This window comes from Qipengyuania sp. ASV99, from assembly GCF_047872805.1.
Lineage (GTDB): Bacteria > Pseudomonadota > Alphaproteobacteria > Sphingomonadales > Sphingomonadaceae > Erythrobacter.
Genome location: NZ_JBLQUK010000003.1, coordinates 125,072 through 143,878, shown reverse-complemented (window position 1 = coordinate 143,878; position 18,807 = coordinate 125,072). Strand labels below are relative to the sequence as shown.

At 60.4% G+C, this 18,807-nt stretch carries 15 protein-coding genes and 1 tRNA gene; 6 read left to right on the top strand and 10 right to left on the bottom strand.

The window, feature by feature from the left end; genetic code table 11:
- Window positions 1-99: 99 nt before the first annotated feature.
- Together ACM64M_RS06100 and ACM64M_RS06095 are read right to left on the bottom strand one after the other, a co-directional pair.
- Complete coding sequence (locus tag ACM64M_RS06100; protein WP_416227777.1) at window positions 100-360, bottom strand: conjugal transfer protein TraD; 261 nt, start codon at window positions 358-360, stop codon at window positions 100-102.
- A 7-nt stretch (window positions 361-367) separates the two neighbouring features.
- Window positions 368-673, bottom strand: a complete 306-nt coding sequence (locus tag ACM64M_RS06095) for a conjugal transfer protein TraD (RefSeq protein ID WP_416227776.1) — start codon at window positions 671-673, stop codon at window positions 368-370.
- 172 nt (window positions 674-845) lie between these two features.
- Between ACM64M_RS06095 and traA the strand changes: the two genes are divergently transcribed.
- Both traA and ACM64M_RS06085 read left to right on the top strand, forming a co-directional pair.
- A complete protein-coding gene (gene traA, locus ACM64M_RS06090) occupies window positions 846-3,731 on the top strand; it encodes a Ti-type conjugative transfer relaxase TraA (RefSeq protein ID WP_416227775.1) in 2,886 nt (961 codons plus the stop codon).
- A 10-nt stretch (window positions 3,732-3,741) separates the two neighbouring features.
- Window positions 3,742-4,560, top strand: a complete 819-nt coding sequence (locus ACM64M_RS06085; protein ID WP_416227774.1) for a DUF6118 family protein — start codon at window positions 3,742-3,744, stop codon at window positions 4,558-4,560.
- Between the two features lie 100 nt (window positions 4,561-4,660).
- Here the strand turns inward: ACM64M_RS06085 and ACM64M_RS06080 are convergent.
- The 8 genes from ACM64M_RS06080 to aspS all read right to left on the bottom strand — a co-directional run bounded on the left by ACM64M_RS06080 (window position 4,661) and on the right by aspS (window position 11,541).
- Window positions 4,661-4,737: transfer RNA gene (locus ACM64M_RS06080), tRNA-Met, on the bottom strand.
- Window positions 4,738-4,874: 137 nt separating this feature from the next.
- Window positions 4,875-5,531: a cyclic nucleotide-binding domain-containing protein gene (locus ACM64M_RS06075; RefSeq protein ID WP_416227773.1), complete on the bottom strand. Its 657-nt coding sequence runs from the start codon at window positions 5,529-5,531 to the stop codon at window positions 4,875-4,877.
- Window positions 5,532-5,595: 64 nt separating this feature from the next.
- Window positions 5,596-6,114 carry a 2'-5' RNA ligase family protein gene (locus ACM64M_RS06070; RefSeq protein ID WP_416227772.1) on the bottom strand — a complete coding sequence of 173 codons (519 nt, stop codon included), beginning with the start codon at window positions 6,112-6,114 and terminating at the stop codon, window positions 5,596-5,598.
- Window positions 6,115-6,220: 106 nt separating this feature from the next.
- Complete coding sequence (mltG, locus tag ACM64M_RS06065) at window positions 6,221-7,192, bottom strand: endolytic transglycosylase MltG (RefSeq protein ID WP_416227771.1); 972 nt, start codon at window positions 7,190-7,192, stop codon at window positions 6,221-6,223.
- 4 nt (window positions 7,193-7,196) lie between these two features.
- A complete protein-coding gene (gene fabF, locus ACM64M_RS06060; RefSeq protein WP_416227770.1) occupies window positions 7,197-8,456 on the bottom strand; it encodes a beta-ketoacyl-ACP synthase II in 1,260 nt (419 codons plus the stop codon).
- 165 nt (window positions 8,457-8,621) lie between these two features.
- Window positions 8,622-8,858, bottom strand: coding sequence for an acyl carrier protein (locus ACM64M_RS06055; RefSeq protein WP_416227769.1), 237 nt, complete (start codon window positions 8,856-8,858; stop codon window positions 8,622-8,624).
- Between the two features lie 89 nt (window positions 8,859-8,947).
- On the bottom strand, window positions 8,948-9,619 hold the full coding sequence (locus ACM64M_RS06050; protein ID WP_416227768.1) for a hypothetical protein: 672 nt from the start codon (window positions 9,617-9,619) through the stop codon (window positions 8,948-8,950).
- A gap of 128 nt (window positions 9,620-9,747) precedes the next feature.
- A complete protein-coding gene (aspS, locus tag ACM64M_RS06045) occupies window positions 9,748-11,541 on the bottom strand; it encodes an aspartate--tRNA ligase (protein WP_416227767.1) in 1,794 nt (597 codons plus the stop codon).
- 186 nt (window positions 11,542-11,727) lie between these two features.
- Between aspS and rnd the strand changes: the two genes are divergently transcribed.
- The 4 genes from rnd to ACM64M_RS06025 all read left to right on the top strand — a co-directional run bounded on the left by rnd (window position 11,728) and on the right by ACM64M_RS06025 (window position 18,800).
- A complete protein-coding gene (gene rnd / locus ACM64M_RS06040) occupies window positions 11,728-12,942 on the top strand; it encodes a ribonuclease D (protein ID WP_416227766.1) in 1,215 nt (404 codons plus the stop codon).
- 9 nt (window positions 12,943-12,951) lie between these two features.
- On the top strand, window positions 12,952-13,848 hold the full coding sequence (locus ACM64M_RS06035; protein WP_416227765.1) for a hydrogen peroxide-inducible genes activator: 897 nt from the start codon (window positions 12,952-12,954) through the stop codon (window positions 13,846-13,848).
- 211 nt (window positions 13,849-14,059) lie between these two features.
- Window positions 14,060-15,733, top strand: a complete 1,674-nt coding sequence (locus ACM64M_RS06030) for a BCCT family transporter (RefSeq protein ID WP_416227764.1) — start codon at window positions 14,060-14,062, stop codon at window positions 15,731-15,733.
- 370 nt (window positions 15,734-16,103) lie between these two features.
- Window positions 16,104-18,800 (top strand): TonB-dependent receptor, encoded by a 2,697-nt coding sequence (locus tag ACM64M_RS06025; protein ID WP_416227763.1) that lies wholly within the window; start codon window positions 16,104-16,106, stop codon window positions 18,798-18,800.
- Window positions 18,801-18,807 lie beyond the last annotated feature (7 nt).

Sequence of the window (18,807 nt, the reverse complement as noted above, 5' to 3'; positions counted from 1 at the left end):
CAGTGCAGCTCCACCACCACCGTCCTTTGCTCTGACCATAGTCGAGCTACAAAAGATGCGAGCAAGCTCGACATCATCCGTTGTTTTCTTCGGTCCGAGCTACTGCGGCACGTCCGTTCCATGTTTCAACTCAACCTCGAACGCCCGCTTCCCCTTGCGCTTCCAAAGCGCCAAAACCTGTTCCCGATCCTCGCCGCGCAGCTTGACCGCGACGGTGAGAAACGCGCCATAGAGCGTGGCGCGATCATCGTCGGTAAGTTCGACCAGTCCGGCCTTTACGACCAGGCCGCCAAGCTCGATCAGTTGCCGCGTGCGTTCACGGCGCTGGACTTGCCGTTCGCGCATGTCGGTGCGGGCCATTGCTGCTTCAAGCCGATGCCGCGCCGCCGTCAAGCGGGAGAGTGCCGTCCGGCTGGCCCTGAGTTCCGTCGCCACGCTTGCGCGCCTTGCTTTGAAAGAATGCAGCGCCGCGTTTACGCCACGCCTCCTTCTTTCCAGTGTCAGTGGTATCGGCGATGACGAGCAGCGCACCGGCCAGCGTTTCCGAGTCGGTCGCATCGGCGCCGGTGGCGATCACCAGTTCGCCGAGCTGCTGCACGCGGCGTTCCTTCAGCTGCTTCGCCTTGTCGGCGAGTGCCTTCAGTTCCGAATCAAAGTCGCGGGGTTTGCGCATCGAAGTTCTCCATTGAGAGGTGATGCGCTGATGATAATATCGATGCTCTCCCAATGCTGTAGAGTCGTCGAGACGGCCTGATACTGAATAGTCCCGAGCAGGATTTTATCATGGGAGGGCGCGCTTATACGTCGTGCCGACGTCGCGCTCATGGCGTAGATGGATTGCCATCATGGCGATCTTCCACCTCTCCGTCAAAGTCATCAGCCGGTCGAGCGGGCGCAGCGCCGTGGCCGCCGCAGCCTATCGCGGGGCCGAACGGCTGCACGACGAACGGCTCGACCGCGATCATGATTTCACCAACAAGGACGGGGTCGTCCATTCCGAAGTGCTGTTGCCGGAAGGCGCGCCGGAAGAGTTCGCCGACCGCGAAAAGCTCTGGAACGCTGTCGAGGCTGCCGAGAAACGCAAGGATGCGCAGCTATCCCGCGAGGTCGAATTCGCCATTCCGCGTGAGCTTACCAAGAAACAGGGCGTCGAGCTGGCGCGGGAGTTTGCCGAGGCAGAATTCGTCGAAAAGGGCATGATCGCCGATCTCAACGTCCATTGGGATATTGGCGCAGGCGACCAGCCCAAGCCCCATGCCCATGTCATGCTCACCATGCGCGAAGTCGGCAAGGATGGCTTCGGCGCGAAGGTGCGCGAGTGGAACAAGGCGGAGTTGGTCGAGCAATGGCGCGAACGCTGGGCCGATCACGTCAACCAGCGCCTTGCCGAACTCGATATCGATGCGCGGATCGATGACCGCAGCCTGGAGGCGCAGGGCATTGCGCTGGAGCCGCAAGACAAGATCGGTCCCGCCGCATCGCGCATGGGGGTGCGCGGGCTTGAGGCCGAACGGATCGAAGAGCACCGCGCCGTCGCGCAGCGCAATGGCGAACGGATCATCGCCAATCCCGCTGTCGCACTGGATGCGATCACGCACGGCCAGGCCACCTTCACGACACGCGATCTTGCCATGTTCGTGCATCGGCACAGCGACGGGAAGGAGCAGTTCGATTTGGCGATGAGCGCGGTGCGCGGATCGTCCGACCTGATCGCACTTGGGAAGGACGGTCGCGGCGAAGACCGGTTCACATCGCGCCAGATGATCGAGACCGAACAGAGGCTTGGGCGCGCATCGGAATTGCTGGCCGAACGCGAGCGGCATCAGGTCGAAGATCGTGGCCGGGAAGGAGCGCTGGCGCGCGCGGCGGAGCGCGGGCTGGTGCCATCCGGCGAGCAGTGCGCGGCGTTCGATCATGTGACCGATAATCGCGGCCTCAGTGTTGTCGTCGGCTATGCCGGGACCGGCAAGAGCGCGATGCTGGGCGTTGCGCGCGAGGCTTGGGAAAGCGCGGGCTATACAGTTCGCGGCGCAGCACTATCCGGCATTGCAGCCGAGGGCTTGGAACACGGTTCGTGTATTGCATCACGCACGATAGCCAGCCTTGAGCACCAGTGGAGCCAGGGCCGCGAACAGCTCACTTCGCGCGACGTTCTGGTGATCGACGAGGCAGGCATGGTCGGCACGCGCCAGATGGAGCGCGTGCTCTCCCATGCCGCCGATGCTGGCGCAAAAGTGGTGCTTGTTGGCGACCCGCAGCAGCTTCAGGCCATCGAAGCCGGAGCAGCCTTTCGCGCGATCCATGAACGGCACGGCGGCGTCGAAATCAGCGAAGTGCGCCGCCAGCACGAAGGCTGGCAGCAGGATGCCACGCGGCACCTTGCCACGGGGCGCACCGGACTTGCCATTCAGGACTATGGCGAACGCGGTATGATCCACGCAGGTGAGACGCGAGAAGCTGCACGCGGCGAGCTGATCGAGCGCTGGGATCGGGACCGGCAGACCAGCCCCGGCGATACGCGCATAATCCTCACCCATACCAATGACGAAGTGCGCGAACTCAATGACGCGGCACGCGGAAAGCTGCGCGCTAATGGCGAGTTGGGCAATGAAGTGACCATCCGCGCCGAGCGCGGCGAGCGTCTGTTCGCCAGCGGCGACCGCATCATGTTCCTGCGCAATGAGCGGGGCCTGGGCGTCAAGAATGGCACACTGGGCACCATAGAGCAGGTGACGCCGCAGCGCGTGGCCGTGCGCACCGACGATGGCCGCAAGGTCGCCTTCGACACAAAAGACTATGCTCACCTCGATCATGGCTACGCCGCGACGATCCACAAGGCGCAGGGCATGACAGTGGACCGCACACATGTGCTGGCAACGCCGGGGATGGACAGCCACGGGGCCTATGTCGCGATGTCCCGCCACCGTGATGGCCTTGCCCTGCATTATGGGCGCGACGACTTCGCCGATCAGTCCAAACTTGTCCGCACGCTCAGCCGCGAGCGCGGCAAGGACATGGCGAGCGACTACAATCCCGAACAGCAATTCGCCGAACGGCGCGGCATCACCTTCCGCGAACGTATCGTGGAGATCGCCCGGCAATTGCCTGAACGGGCGAAGTCGATCTTCTCAGGCTTCCGTCCGCTGGCCAACCGGCTCGAAGCGCTGCCCACCGAACAGGTTGGTCTTTCCGATCAGCGCCGGGCCGTCGAACGCTACGCTCGCGCCGCCGCCGATATCGAACAAATGCGCGAGCAGGGATTGCCGATCCTGCCACACCAGCGCGACGCGCTGGAGAAGGCCGGAAAGGCGCTCGACGCAATCCGGCCCCATGGCACAGCCGACCTCACCAGCGCCTTGCAGCGCCAGCCCTCGTTGGCCCGTGATGCCGCCGATGGTCGCAGCCAGGGCGCGATCCGGGCCATGCAGCTCGAAGCTGAAATCCGCGTCAATCCAGCGCAGCGCGCAGACCGCTTTGTCAGCGACTGGCAGCGCATCGGGCAGGCGCGCCAAGCGATGCAGCGCGATGGCGACAGCAAGGGCGTGCAAAGCCTCACCAACCGCATGACGGACATGGCGAAGGGGCTGGAGCGCGACGCGCAGGTTGAATCCCTGCTGCGCGCTCGCACCCGCGAGCTTGGCATCAAGACAGAACTCGGTCGCGATCTGGCCCGCGACCTTGCCGCCTCCATCTCGATGGAGCGGAGCCGGTCAATCGGTCTCGGCCTATAGGAGAAACACAATGGATACCGACACGGATGACGTGGAATTGACCCTGGACCTTGAGCCGGAACCCGACCCTGATCCGCTCACCCCGGATACCGCAGGCGATCCCGCCGCCGAGGCGTTTGCCCGCCTTGAGGGCGAGATGGCCCTGATGCGCCGGGCGGTGCAGCACCTTGCCGCCGAACGCGCAGACATTGCCATCCCCGACTACGGTGCGACCCTGACCGACTTATTCAAGCGGATGGGCGCGATCGGCGAGAGCCTGAAGGGCATGGCGCGCCATCCAGCATTGCAGATGACACCTGAGAGCATTGGTCAGCGGATCGCCGCAACAGCAGAATCAGCCCGGCGCAGCGATCAGGACAGGATCAGTCAGGCCCGGAGCGACTTGATCCACGCCGCTCAGGAGATGCGCAGTGTCACGGCCCATGCGCGCACTGCCGCCGAGCAGCGGCATCAGCTCTACCAGGTAGCAGGCGGAGCCGTGCTCGCTGGTATCTTGCTTTGGTCTTTCCTTCCCGGCACCATTGCTCGCGCGATGCCGGATAACTGGCACTGGCCAGAGCGTATGGCGGCGCGGGTCGTGGGCGCGCCCTCACGCTGGGATGCAGGCGCGCGGCTGATGCAGAGCGACAGCCCTGAGGCATGGAATGCACTGGTGCAGGCCGCTGACATCCAGCGCGACAACCGAGATACCATTGACGCTTGCCGGAAGACCACTGCAACATCGCAGCAGCCAGTGCGATGCACCCTCAAGATTCGTCCGGACAGCTCAGAGAGGAAGACAGCAACAACGCGAGAGGGGGCCGCGCAACGATCCCACAGAGGAGCATAACAGCCCATTCCGACCCGCACAAAATGTGGGAACGAATGTGGTTTCGATTTTTCGAAAAAGTCATTTGATCCTTTGAAAACAAAGCGATAATTGACTTGAATGGTAGCGGAGGAGGGACTTGAACCCCCGACACGCGGATTATGATTCCGCTGCTCTAACCACCTGAGCTACTCCGCCACATAGGCCTGCACTTATCGTGCTTTCGGCGTCGCTTGGCGAGCACGGAACGTGCAAATCACCGCTAGCGAGCGGCGCATTTAGGGCGCGGCCTACGCGCGGTCAACCTGAAGTTTTGCCTTGCCCCCTGCCGCCTGTCAGCGCGAGTTTTCGTTCATCCGCATCACTTTGACTGCAAGGCTGCGGTTGAACGCCCGATCGACCGCTTTGCCGATCTCCGGCAGGCTCATCGCCAATTGGCCGAGCGCATCCCGGTCGAGCCGGGCGAGGCGCATGGTTTGCGTCACTGTCACCGTGGCGCTGGCGCGTTCACCTGAGACGTGGCTCATCTCGCCCAGAAATTCGCCTGCCCCGCATTCGCTGACAATGGCAAGATCGCGTTCAATCTCTGCACGGCCGCTGGCGATATAGATCAGCGGCGGGTTAACCTCTCCCTGCTTAATCAATTGCGTGCCCACGCTGACGTCTTCCCACTGCATCAGATCGCGCAAACGGCTTTGCTGCAAGGGCTCTTCAATCTTCATCACATGGTCGAACAATTCGCGTTCTTCGCGGGTCATGACCCCGGAACGCGCGCGGCGGCGCAGTTCAAACAGGCGCGCAATGTTGACGATGAGATAGGCGGCGGTGAAGGCGAGGCCTGCGCCCAACCCTTCGGCCAGCGCGAAATAGAGCGCCCCCAATGTTCCCGCGACAAGGCTGACCAGACGAATATGGCGAACCTGATGCGGGATCATTGATGCCATCAGCGCCAGTCCGGCGAGTACGCCGAATGTTGCCGTCAATACACTCATCCCGAAACGCCCCCATTTCCCGTTCTGCCCACGAAAACGGGCAACTTACGGCAAAACTTTCAAACTACAACCGATCCTTGCCGCGAAAGGCGCTGCGTTTGACGAGTTCCCACGGCCCACCTTTGTAAAGAAATAGCTCCAGCGCGAGAAAGTTGAACTCGCGCGCCGCAATGGCCGGGCGAAGCTCCGCCTGAAGCGCGCGCGCCTCGCGTTTGGTCACTTTATTTTGAATGGTGATGTGCGGGCGCGGTTCGTACAGATCCTGCGCTGTCAGGCTGCCGCGGAAATGTTCAGCGATCAATCCCCGCAGGGCAAGCAGGGGCGCGCTTTGTATTGCAATGGCGGTGCCCGTGCCGAGGTCCATCAGCCCGGTGATCGCAGCCGCTGGCGGTGCAAATTCGCGCGTCAGGACCGGGAAATAATCCTGCAACTCTTCGAGCAGAGAGGGTGCAAAGGAATGGAACATTGTGACATGCGCGTGCAGGTGATTGCGGTCCGGGGGGTAATGCGCGGCACGCAGCGCCCCTGCCCAACTCTGAATGTCAGGCGGCAGCGCGGCGGTGAGAATAAACGGAGATGCCACGCGATTGCCCTATTCTATTTCTCCGCGATCCCGGCGTTTCTGCCTTTCTAACGCCGAGGTCCTTTGCGAGTGTTGGACAGACCTGTTCGAATACGCCGCCCTGCCCTCATTCGATTTCTCCGCGATCCCGGCGTAGCTGAAACCAGCGCTCTACGGCCGCATTGTGCCCTTCCAGCGTGGCATTGAATTCGTGCCCGCCGGTGCCGTCGGCGACCATGAAAAGGTAATCATGCTTTTCCGGATTGAGCACGGCGGCGATGCTCTCGCGCCCCGGATTGGTGATCGGGCCTTCGGGCAGACCCAGCATCGTATAGGTGTTATAGCCATTGACCTGCGCAATCTCGGACTGGCGGATGCGGCGGCCCAGCGGCTTTCCCTGTGTGATCGGATAGATAATGGTGGGGTCCGCCTGCAGCATCATGCCACTGCGCAGCCGGTTGGAATAAAGACCCGCGACCGCGCGGCGTTCACCCGGCGTGCCGGTTTCCTTTTCGACTATCGAGGCCAGGATCAACGCCTCCCGAATTGTGTCAACGGCAATGCCTGGGCTGCGTTTCGCCCATGCCTCGGCCAGATACAGATCCATCGCCGCCTGCATCTGTTCGATCAGCACGCTGCTTTTTTGACCGCGTTCAAAGGCATATGTATCAGGCAGGATTGACCCTTCGGGCGGAATGTCGACCTCTCCGGTCAGCAATTCCTCCGCCATGACCCGTTCCCAGACCAACACCGAGGGCATCCCTTCGGGAATGGTGACGAACCGCCGAACCACGTCGCCCGATTGGAACGCGGTGAGGATTTCGCGCTGCGACATGCCGGGGGAAAGCGAAAATTCGCCCGCCTGAATCGGATCGGCATTGCCGAACAGCCGCGCGCTCAGCAGGAAACCATCCGCCGACGTAATCAGGCCCGCGCTTTCCAGATCCTGCGCCACCGCGCTGAGCGATGCTCCCGCCGGGATCACGAAAGGCGTCTCTTCGTCAATCGTGGCCTCGCCCAGCACCGCTCCGCTAAAGAACAGCGCCGCCGCAGCGGACAATGCCAGGACCAGCCCGACGACGCAGCCGAGCCTTTTCATGCCGCTAAATGACCTTTTGCATGACGATCGAAGCGTTCGTACCGCCAAAACCAAAGCTGTTGTTCAGCACCGCGCGCACTTCGCGTTTGCGCGCCTTCAGCGGGACCAGATCGATGCCTTCGGTGCCATCGTCGGGATTGTGCAGATTGAGCGTGGGCGGAACCACGCCGTCGCGCATCGCAAGGATGCAGAACACCGCTTCAACCGCGCCTGCGCCGCCGAGCAGGTGTCCGATGGCGCTTTTGGTCGAGCTCATCGAAGCGCCGCCCAGATCGTGGCCCAAAACGCGCATCACTGCGGCGAGTTCGATTGTGTCCGCCATGGTGGAAGTGCCGTGGGCGTTGACATAGTCTATGTCGCCTGGACCCAGTCCGGCCTTCTTCAAAGCCATGCGCATCGCCAGTTCTGCACCCCGCCCTTCGGGATGCGGCGCCGTGACGTGATAGGCATCGCCGGACAGACCGTATCCGGTCACTTCGGCATAGATTTTGGCACCGCGCGCCTTGGCGCGTTCGTATTCCTCCAGCACCACCATGCCCGCGCCTTCGCCCATGACAAAGCCGTCGCGGTCCTTGTCATAGGGGCGGCTGGCCTCGGTCGGGCGGTCGTTCATGCTCATGTTGAGTGCGCGCGCCTGCGCGAATCCGGCAATGCCCAGAGGGTTGATCGTGCTCTCTGCGCCGCCCGCCACCATCACGTCGGCATCGTCCATTGCGATCATGCGCGCGGCGTCGCCGATCGAATGCGCGCCGGTCGAACAGGCGGTCACCACGGCGTGGTTCGGTCCCATGAAGCCGTATTTTATCTGCACCTGTCCGGTGACGAGGTTGATCAGCCGTCCGTGAACGAAGTGCGGCGAGACGCGGCCCGGTCCGCGTTCATGCAGCACGATGCTCTCGCTCTCGATCCCCGGCAATCCGCCAATTCCCGAACCGATGGAGCAACCCGTGCGCTCTTTTTCGGCCTGGCTCATGTCGGTCAGTCCGGCGTCTTCAATCGCCTGACCGGCTGCATCGATGCCAAAGATGATGAAGGGATCGACCTGCCGCTGAACCTTGTGATCGACGCGTCTATCCGGATCAAAGCCCCAAGGGTGATCCTTGCCCTTCACTTCGCAAGCGATGGTGCATTTGTGCCCCTCGGTATCGAAGTGGGTGATCTGACCCGCTCCGCTTTCACCAGCGATCAGGTTTTTCCAAGAGGTTTCGACATCTGCCCCCAGCGGGGTGACAAGTCCAAGCCCGGTTACAACAACGCGGCGCATTCATTTCTCCAAAGCCCCCAAGGGCACTTGTGGTGGACGCAAAACCCTGCGCCCAAAAACACTACAGGCCCGCCGCCCTGCAAGAGGGCTCGGGCCTGTCGGTCAGAACCCCGCCCCCATTTGAAGATGGGGAGCGGGCGTTCTGAGGGCGAATAGCCCCAATTATCAGCCTTTGTTCTCTTCGATGAATTTGGTCGCATCGCCGACGGTGGTGATCTTCTCAGCTGCATCGTCGGGAATTTCCACGCCGAATTCTTCCTCGAATGCCATCACCAGTTCGACGATGTCGAGGCTATCCGCGCCCAGATCATCGATGAAGCTGGCTTCCTGAGTGACTTTGTCACCTTCGACGCCGAGATGCTCGACGACGATTTTCTGCACGCGTTCGGCAGTATCGCTCATATGTTTCCCTCTTGTATTGGGGTTAGAAATACCTTTTCCGCCCTAAAGGTCGGTTCGAAATAGCGCAAGTCAAGATGCGCACCTGCCGATCACGGCGCGTGGACAAACAACGCGCGCGTTTCTTGCAGGGCAAGATCACGCCGCGCGGAAAGGCTGCGCAGGATCATATATTTATGCGCCGTGCCAAAGGTGACAAGCACGGACAGGCCCTTTCCTGTGACTTTATCGAGCGCAGCGTGGATCAGATCATTGTGCGCGCGGTTGATCTGCGTCCACCCGCCGGGACCAAGGTCGGCGTCGAAATATTGCTGATAGGGCTGGCGCGAGGCGGCGGTGAGAGAATCGAATTCGTCCGTATGGATAAAGCGCGGATCATCGCCCCTCCCCGAAAGCGCGCGCGTATATTCGCGCTGCGCCGCAAGATGCTCGGCCCATTGCCTGGCGCGCCCGGGATCGCTGCGAATACGGCGCAGCGCGGCGGCGCGATTGTCGGCGATCTCCTGCGTCCAGCCAGAGGTGCCAAGAATGCGAAAGCCCATCTCCCGGCTCAGCGGGAAAACGACATCGGTGTATTCGGGGAAAACCCGCGTGCGTGGCTCGGTAATCTCGCCGGTGTCGCGGAACGATTGCAGCGCCCGAACCGCGCGGTCCGGCGGGATCTCGGTCAGGATCACATCGGGCGCGGCCTTGCTGATCGCGGTCTTGAGCACTTCGAGTGAATAATCGGTGCCGGTCCGGTGAATCGCATGGATAGTACCCATTACATGCAGCCGCGTCGCGCCAGGAGGTGCGGGTTCAGTCCCTCTGCAACCAATCAGAGGCACCGCCGCGAGCGATGCGGCAGTCGTCCCGGACACGAATGATCGCCGGGAAAAGTCGGCAACGCCGGTCAGCCCGGCAGCCCTTCCTTTTTGGGGGGCTCGACCAGTCGCAAATGCAATTCGCGCAGTTGATGCGGCTCTGCCCGCGATGGAGCGCCCATCATCAGGTCTTCGCCTTTCTGGTTCATCGGGAAGGCGATAACCTCGCGGATCGCCTCTTCCCCCGCCAGCAGCATCACGATCCGGTCAATCCCCGGCGCGGAACCGCCATGCGGCGGCGCGCCCAGTTTGAACGCTTCGATCATGCCCGAAAATTCACGGTCGACCGTTGCCTTGTCATAGCCGGCGATTTCAAACGCCTTGTACATGATTTCGGGCTTGTGGTTCCGGATCGCGCCCGACGACAATTCATAGCCGTTGCACACGATGTCATATTGCCAGGCCTTGATGTCGAGCGGGTCCATCGTCTCCAGCGCTTCCATCTCGCCCTGCGGCATGGAGAAGGGATTGTGGCTGAAATCGACCTTCTTGGCTTCCTCGTCATATTCAAACATCGGAAAATCGACGATCCAGCAGAATTTGAAGCAATCCTGCTCGATCAGGCCCAACTGTTCGCCCACTTGCGTGCGCGCCGCACCTGCCAGTTTGGCGGCGTCTTTCTCCTTGCCTGCGGCAAAGAACAAGCCGTCGTCAGGGCCAAGGCCGAGCTGATTGTAAAGCTCTTCCATCCGATCTGGTCCGTGGTTTTTGGCAATCGGCCCGCCAAATTCACCGGCTTTCCTCGTGACATAGCCCAGTCCGGCAAAGCCCTCGCCCCGCGCCCAATTGTTCATGTCGTCGAAGAATTTTCGGCTCTTGTCGGCGGTGTTCGGGGCCGGAACCACACGCACCGTGCCGCCGGAACCGACGATCTTTTCAAACAAGCCAAAGCCCGATTGGGTAAAATGGTCCGTCACATCGCTGATGATGAGCGGGTTCCTGAGATCGGGTTTGTCGCTGCCGTATTTGAGCATCGCCTCGGCATAGGGGATGCGCGGGAAAGTGCCCGATGCGGTAACACTCTTGCCGCCTGAAAATTCCGCGAACACGCCCGCCAACACCGGCTCCAGCGCCTGAAACACGTCTTCCTGCGTGACAAAGCTCATTTCAAAATCGAGCTGATAGAATTCAAGGCTGCGGTCGGCGCGCAAATCTTCATCGCGGAAACACGGAGCGATCTGGAAATAGCGGTCGAAACCCGACACCATCAGCATTTGTTTGAACATCTGCGGCGCCTGCGGCAGCGCATAAAAGCTGTTGGGATGCATCCGGCTGGGCACGAGGAAATCGCGCGCGCCTTCGGGGCTTGAGGCGGTCAGGATCGGGGTCTGAAATTCGGTAAAGCCCTGCCCGATCATCCGCTGGCGCAGCGATGTGATGACCTGACTGCGCAGCATGATGTTGCGGTGCATCACCTCGCGCCGCAAGTCGAGAAAGCGGTATTTGAGGCGGATGCTTTCCGGATATTCCTCGCCGCTGGCGACCGGCATCGGCAGTTCTTCGGCGGCGCTTTGCACGGTGATCGCGCGGGCAAAGACCTCGATTTCTCCGGTTGGCAGATCGCCGTTTACGGTCGCGGCGGTGCGGGCCTTCACCTCTCCATCAATCGTCACGACCGATTCGGCGCGCAGCTTTTCAAGCTGCGCGAGCGCGGGCGAATCTTCATCGGCGACAATCTGCGTAAGGCCGTAATGATCGCGCAAATCGACGAACAGCACCCCGCCATGGTCGCGCTTGCGGTGCATCCAGCCGGACAGGCGGACGGTTTCTCCGACATTCTTGGCCGAAAGCTGTGCGCAAGTGTGGGTACGATAGGCGTGCATCTAAACTCTTGTCCTGTACGAAGGTATGACGCTATTGGCGCGCCAGTATCAGCGGCGGCAAAACCCCGCTGTTTCTGCGCGCGCTAACAGGGCATGACCTGCAGTTTGTCAAGTCGCGCACCTCTCATCCGAAGGGTCCAGTTTCGGCCCGAGGGCGGCACTCCGCCCAAATTGATAAGAAGAACAATGAAAATACATGATCTGATTACCACCACCGACGCGCTGGCAGATTTGTGCGAGCGGCTGGCCACATCCGAATTCGTCACCGTCGATACCGAATTCATGCGCGAAAACACCTATTGGCCTGAATTGTGCCTGGTGCAAATCGCCAACACTGAGGAAGCCGCCGCCATCGATCCGCTGGCCGAAGGAATCGATCTGGCCCCGCTGCTCGATCTGCTGTGCGAAAATGACGATGTGCTCAAAGTGTTTCACGCAGGCGGACAGGATGTCGAAATCATCGTCAATCTGACCGGCAAGACCCCCTTCCCCATATTCGACACGCAGATTGCGATGATGGCAATCAGTCAATCGGAACAGATCGGCTATGCCAACCTCGTCGATCACTGGCAGAACATCCAAATTGACAAGGGCGCGCGCTTTACCGACTGGTCGCGCCGCCCGCTGACCGAACGCCAGATCGAATATGCGATTGGCGATGTAACGCATCTTTCAGTGATCTTTCCCAAGATGCTGAAAAAACTAATCAAGACCGGGCGCGGTGCGTGGCTGGATGCCGAGATGGAGAAACTCTCCGACGCCTCCAATTACGTAACCGACCCCGCTTCCGCATGGAAACGGATCCGTCAGACCGGCCGCAATCCGCAGGCGCTTGGCCGCCTGAAAGCGCTCGCCGCGTGGCGCGAAGGCGAAGCGCAGCACAAGAACATCCCGCGCGGGCGCATCATGCGCGACGAAACGCTGGCCGATATTGCCAACCATCCGCCCAAGAAACAGGGCGATCTGGCCAAGGTGCGCGGGCTTTCCAATGCGTGGAAAGACAATGACATCGGCAAGCGTCTGCTCAAAGTGATCGAAGAAGCCGAACCGCTGCCCAAGGCGGAAATGCCCGAAAAGGTGAAACGCGGCGCGCCGCTGGGCAAAGAAGGCGCGCTGGTCGCCGATCTGCTCAAACTGCTGCTCAAGATTCGTTCGCGCGAGATTGACGTGGCCCCACGCCTGCTGACCCGCGCCGATGAGATGGAAGCGCTCGCCGCCGGGGTGCGCGACCTGCAAGTCCTGCAAGGCTGGCGTTACGAGGTGTTCGGCAAGGACGCGCTCGAACTGGTCGAAGGCAAGACCGGCTTTACGGTGAAGGACGGCAGACTGAACATGACCCATATTGACGACGCTCATGGCGATGCTCACGCCGATATGGGAGCCGCGCTGGCGGCGGAGTAGACAGGGGCAATGTCCACCTATCTGCCCACCATCAAACAGCTGCAATATCTGGTTGCACTGCACGAACACGGACATTTTGGCCGCGCGGCAGAGGCCAGCTTCGTATCGCAATCGACGCTGTCGGCAGGCATCCGCGAACTGGAATCGCTGCTCGGCGTGACTTTGGTTGAACGTTCGCGCCGGGTGGTGCGGTTCACTTCGCTGGGCGATCAGGTGGTGGCAAAGGCGCGCCGCCTGCTGCGCGAGGCAGAGGAACTGTCCGATCTGGTGCAGGCTGCGGGCAAGCCTTTGTCCGGGCAACTCCGCATGAGCGTGATCCCGACCATTGCGCCGTTCATGCTGCCGCGCATACTGCCGCGCCTGAGGCGTGAACGGCCCGATCTGCAAATGATGCTGCGCGAGGAAACCAGCCACGATGCGCTGGAGTCGCTTCAACATGGGCGAGCAGATTGCGTGCTGCTGGCGCTGCCATTCGACACCGGTGACGTTGAAATCGAACATATTGGCGATGACCGGTTGTTTGTCGCCTTTCCCAAAGATGACCCGCGCGATCCCCCGGCAACGATTGCGCCCGAGATGATCGATCAGGGGCGTTTGCTGCTGTTGGAGGATGGGCACTGCCTGCGCGATCACGCGCTGGCGGCGTGCAACCGCAGCGAACTGCGCGCCAGCGCGGCGATGATAGGGACCAGCCTGCATACGCTGGTGCAATTGGTCGACAATGATCTGGGCCTGACAATGCTGCCCGAAATGGCGATTGATGCCGGGATACTGAGCGGCACCGACGTCGTCGCACGGCCCGTGGAAGGCGACACGGCAACGCGCGAGATTGTGCTGGTGTGGCGCAAGAACAGCCCGAGGGAGGCAGACTTCCGACTATTGGCAGCGGAGTTGCGCGCGGGATAGCGCCCATTCACCGCAGCTCGGGCAAATCGGCGGCTGATTTGCATCTGCTAGGCAAGCCGCTATGCTCTGGCCTGCTCGGACCGCTCGTGACCGAGCTGCGCATTGAGATCCTGGGCAACCTTCGGGAAGAACAATTTCACATTCGATTACACCAAACGAGGCGCCTGCGCCCGATGACACTGAATCTCCCATCGACCCTCCGATAGTCGAATTGCCGATAAACACGCATGACAGCGGTTTCTATGACGGGTTCAGCCGAGAAGTCGCGATCCCTGCCAAATTCATCGTGTCGCTGATAATCATGTGGGCGATATTCTTCCCTGTAAATGCAGCGGAAACGCTGGCAGTGGCCAATTCAACCATCATTGCATCCTTCAGCGGCTGGTATGTCTATCTGGTCGCATTCATGGTTGTGATTTGCGCCGTGTTGGCGCTCTACCCCGGCACCGGCTCGCTGCGCATCGGCGCACCGGGCGAGGCTGCAGAATTTTCGCGCTTCTCATGGTTTTCGATGCTGTTCGGGGCCGGGATCGGGATCGGCATGCTGACCTATTCCACCGGGGAACCGCTGGCGCATTTCGTCACCAATCCCGACATCATCCGGGGAACGGTCGCATCGGCATCGCCAGAGGCGGTAGGTTCGGCGTTCAAATGGACCTTTCTGCATTGGGGCTTTGGCGCATGGTGCACCTATGCGCTGGTGGGGTTGGCAATTGGCTATGTCTCGCACCGAAGGGGTCTGCCGCTGACGATCCGGTCCAGCCTGGTTCCGCTGTTTGGCAAAGGGATGTCTGGTCTGGCAGGTCATCTGGTCGATGTGGTGGCGGTGGTGGCGACGGTGCTTGGCGTGGCGGTGACGATGGGTCTGGGTGTGCAGCAATTTGTCGCCGGGCTTTACCGGATCAGCCAATCCAGTGGCAGTGGCGACTGGTTGATGGTGCCCGGCAGCGACGGCGTCTTGACGGCATCGGCGGCGGCAATTGTCCTGGCTTTGATCGTGTTGGTGGGTGCCTCTACGCTCAGCGCGCTTTCGGGTGTGGGACGCGGGATCAAATGGCTCTCCAACATCAATATGGTGCTGTCGTTCGCGCTGCTGACCCTGTTCGCCGTGCTGGGCGCGGGGCTGTATGGACTGAAGCTGCTGGGCGTCGGGATCTGGGATTACCTTATCAGCCTGCCCGCCAATTCGCTGACATTGTTTTCCAGCGACGGCAGCGAAGCGGGCGAGGCGCTGGTGCAATGGCAGCTTGACTGGTCGGTGTTCTACTGGGCGTGGTGGATCGCCTTTGCCCCATTTGTCGGCATGTTTATCGCAAGGATTTCGCGCGGGCGCACGATCCGCGAATATATTCTCGGCGTGGCGCTGGTGCCTTCGCTGATGTGCTTCGTCTGGATGGCGCTGGCGGGCGGCACGGCGATCCAGCTTGAATTGAGCGGCGCAGCGGGCGGACAAATTCTGGGCACCGGCATTTCGGATCAACTGTATGCAACACTGGCTGTATTGCTTTCCCCTAATGCGGCGTTGATCGCCTCGACGCTCGTCGTGGTGTTGTTGATGACCTACCTCATCACCTCGGTCGATAGCGCGATCCTGATCGTCAACACGATCAACGGCGCTGGCGAGGAAGAAGGCCGCCGCCGATATCACGTTGTGTTCTGGGGTGTGGCGCTCGCCTTTGTGGTGGGCTCCATGCTGATCCTGGGCGGGATCGAAGCGATCCGCATTACCATGATCATCGGCGCATTGCCGTTCTCGGTGGTGCTGACGTTGATGTGTGTGTCGATCATCAAGGCGCTGGTGTTCGACCTGATCCGCAAGCGTCACGGCGTCCCCACCACCGCAGAGGCATGCGCGGACTGGCATAGCGAGCGGGCGCAAGGCTGAGACTTTGGCTTGCAAAGTGCAGATTATAGTATCGTATAAATAATTAATTCTTTAACTTGAATTATTATAATCAAAAGTTGAATATGACTTCAACAGATTTCAATATTTATCATGGTAATATATAGTCAATTTTGAAAGTTCTTGAGTTTACATCGCTATATTTTATATTGTTGCTATTATGCAACATTCTGCGATTGCGTTCTAAAATGTTCGTAACGCCCTGTGGTAAGCCCCATGGACTCTTGTTAACGCCCTTGAGCGCGACGCCTTTGTTAATCTCGTCCTGAGATTTTCATGCGCGCAATTCTTGGGTGAACGCTGATGCAGTTCCGCGTCGCGACCCGCAAGAAAGCTCAAAAAGGGGTTTAGAATGTCGAAATACATCAGCGGCGCGTCGATTGGCGCGCTGGCTATTGCGATGGCTACGCCTGTTGCGGCGCAGACCGCACAGCAGGCGGGACAGCAAACGGCTCAACAACCTGCCCAGCAACCTACAAGGCAGGCCGGACAACGCAGCGGCGGGGTTGGTTCCATCGTAGTGACCGCCCAGCGCCGCAGCGAAGATCTGCAGGACGTGCCGGTTTCAGTCGCGGCCATCAACGCAGAACAGCTCGACGAATTGAACATTGATACGTTTGAGGATTACCTCGAACAAATCCCCTCTGTCACCGCTGGCGGCAGCGGTCCGGGGCAGAGCACAATCTACATTCGCGGCCTCGCCTCGACCACGCCAAACATCTCGATTGCCGGGGTTGCCGGACTTGCGCCCAATGTCGCGCTCTATCTCAACGATCAACCGCTATCGCAGCCGGGTCGCAATCTTGATGTCTACGCCGCCGACCTTGAACGGATCGAGGTGCTATCAGGTCCGCAAGGCACGCTGTTTGGTGCCAGTTCACAGGCCGGCGTGGTGCGGCTTATCACCAACAAGCCCGACCTCAGCGGCTTTGATGTCAGCGCTTCAGCCGGGGTCTCCTTCACCAAGGGCGGCGAAAGCAGTTACAAGGGCGAAGTCACGGTGAACGTGCCCGTCACCGATACATTCGCACTGCGCGGCGTCGTCTATCTTGATGATCAGGGCGGCTATATCGACAATGTCCGCGGCACCCGCGATCTTACCGAAAGCGCGCGTTTCCGCCCCGAAGGCACCGTGCGTGCGAATGGCGTGCCGGTATCAGCAGCGCGCGCCGGGTTCCAGTCCACCTCGGACCTATCTGGCGTGAACTTCCTTTCCGCCGACAACGCCGGGATCGCGGAAGACGATTTCAACGATACCCAATATTCCGGCTTTCGCGTGACCGGGCTGTGGGAAGTGACGCCCGACTGGACCGTGACCGTCGCGCATCAACGCCAAAGTCTGGAATCGGACGGTGTGTTCTTTGCTGATCCCGAACTGGGCGGGCTCGACGATCTCGAAATCGAACGGTTTGAATCCGAACGGCTCGAAGACGATTTTTCCAACACCAGTTGGACCGTCGAAGGGCGGATCGCCATGCTCGATGTGATCTACACCGGCGCCTATACCGACCGCGAAAGCCAGCAGCGCGCCGATTACACCGATTACATGTTCGCCGGGCAATATCTGCCCTATTACATCTGCGACGGATCGGTAAGCTATCCCGGCGCGGCGGATCCAAGCGGGACGTGTCAGGCTCCGAACCTGTATATCAACTCGCTATCCAACACCGAAGTGTTCACGCAGGAGCTGCGATTGAGCACGCCTGAAGACTGGCGCATCCGGTTTCAGGGCGGCGGGTTCTATTCCGATCTCAGCCTCGAAGAACGGGTCGATTTCAACTATCCGGGCAATGTCGCAGCGGCCCCGTTCGGGCCGTTCGCGCCGAATTTCCCGCAAACCACAGGGTTCACGTCTGATCCGGGGCCGTTTCAGCCCGATACGATCTTTCGCAACGACATTCGCCGCACCGATGAACAAATCGGCCTGTTTGGCGAAGCCAGCTTTGATATTGTGCCCGACCTGCTGACGGTGACGTTTGGCGCGCGGTATTACGATGTCGAGGTTGATTTCGAAGGCAGCGCCAACGCCTCGTTCTGCAATTCGGGCGCGGCGCAGGATGCCAATGCATTCGGCACCGACATCAGCGATCTGTATAATGGCGACGGTGAATTCACCTTTATCGGATCGTGCGACGCGTCGCTGCGTCAAACGTTCGACCTGAACGACAGTCTCGCCGATATTCAGGCTGCCGGGCTTTCCGCGTCGCAGGCACAGCAGGTGTTCAACGCTGTGCGCGCGCCCGACACCGCTTCGACCGATGGCGTGATCTACAAGGGCACGATGACGCTGACCCCGACGCCCGACCTGTTGTTCTACGCGACCTATTCCGAAGGTTTCCGCCCCGGCCTGCTGAACCGGCCCGGCGGCGCAGTGTCGCAAGACGGTGCCTTTGTGGTGCCCTTCACGGTCGAAACCGACGAAGTGAAGAATTACGAACTGGGCTGGAAAATGGACCTGATAAACGGCCAATTCCGCTTCAACGGATCGGCATTCTTTGTCGACATCTCAAATCTGCAGACGCAGATATTCGACCCTTCGATCACCAATCTGTTTTTCTCCTCCAACGCGGCGAATGCAGAGATTTACGGGCTCGAAGCTGACTTCACGATCGCGCCATACAGCACGCCGGGGCTAACGATTGCTGGCGCGTTCTCGGTGCTCGATACCGAAATCACCGAGGTGCTGATCCCCACCAACGACGTGATAGAGGGCAAGGAATTGGCCTATGCGCCCGGATTTCAGGGCAATATTCGCGCCCGCTACGAATGGGACCTGCCAAACAGGTTGATGGCCTATATCCAGCCGCAGGTCAGCTATTCTTCGTCGAAGTTCACCGACATAATCGAAATCAACCGGATAAAGCTCAACAGCTACACCCTGTTTGATCTCGCGGTGGGGGTGAAGAAAGATCAGTGGCGGCTCGAGGTGTTTGGCGAAAACCTTTCGGACGAACGCGCCGAGATTTCCGGCAATTTCAGCTATGACCGCGAACGCATCGTTACCAATCGTCCGTTAACGGTGGGGATGCGGGTCTCGTTCGACTATTGATCGAAAC

Coding starts and splice junctions, on each gene's coding strand:
- ACM64M_RS06100 (WP_416227777.1), bottom strand. CDS start 360: ATGGCCCGCACCGACATGCGCGAACGGCAAGTCCAGCGCCGTGAACGC.
- ACM64M_RS06095 (WP_416227776.1), bottom strand. CDS start 673: ATGCGCAAACCCCGCGACTTTGATTCGGAACTGAAGGCACTCGCCGAC.
- traA (WP_416227775.1), top strand. CDS start 846: ATGGCGATCTTCCACCTCTCCGTCAAAGTCATCAGCCGGTCGAGCGGG.
- ACM64M_RS06085 (WP_416227774.1), top strand. CDS start 3,742: ATGGATACCGACACGGATGACGTGGAATTGACCCTGGACCTTGAGCCG.
- ACM64M_RS06075 (WP_416227773.1), bottom strand. CDS start 5,531: ATGAGTGTATTGACGGCAACATTCGGCGTACTCGCCGGACTGGCGCTG.
- mltG (WP_416227771.1), bottom strand. CDS start 7,192: ATGAAAAGGCTCGGCTGCGTCGTCGGGCTGGTCCTGGCATTGTCCGCT.
- fabF (WP_416227770.1), bottom strand. CDS start 8,456: ATGCGCCGCGTTGTTGTAACCGGGCTTGGACTTGTCACCCCGCTGGGG.
- ACM64M_RS06055 (WP_416227769.1), bottom strand. CDS start 8,858: ATGAGCGATACTGCCGAACGCGTGCAGAAAATCGTCGTCGAGCATCTC.
- ACM64M_RS06050 (WP_416227768.1), bottom strand. CDS start 9,619: ATGGGTACTATCCATGCGATTCACCGGACCGGCACCGATTATTCACTC.
- aspS (WP_416227767.1), bottom strand. CDS start 11,541: ATGCACGCCTATCGTACCCACACTTGCGCACAGCTTTCGGCCAAGAAT.
- rnd (WP_416227766.1), top strand. CDS start 11,728: ATGAAAATACATGATCTGATTACCACCACCGACGCGCTGGCAGATTTG.
- ACM64M_RS06035 (WP_416227765.1), top strand. CDS start 12,952: ATGTCCACCTATCTGCCCACCATCAAACAGCTGCAATATCTGGTTGCA.
- ACM64M_RS06025 (WP_416227763.1), top strand. CDS start 16,104: ATGTCGAAATACATCAGCGGCGCGTCGATTGGCGCGCTGGCTATTGCG.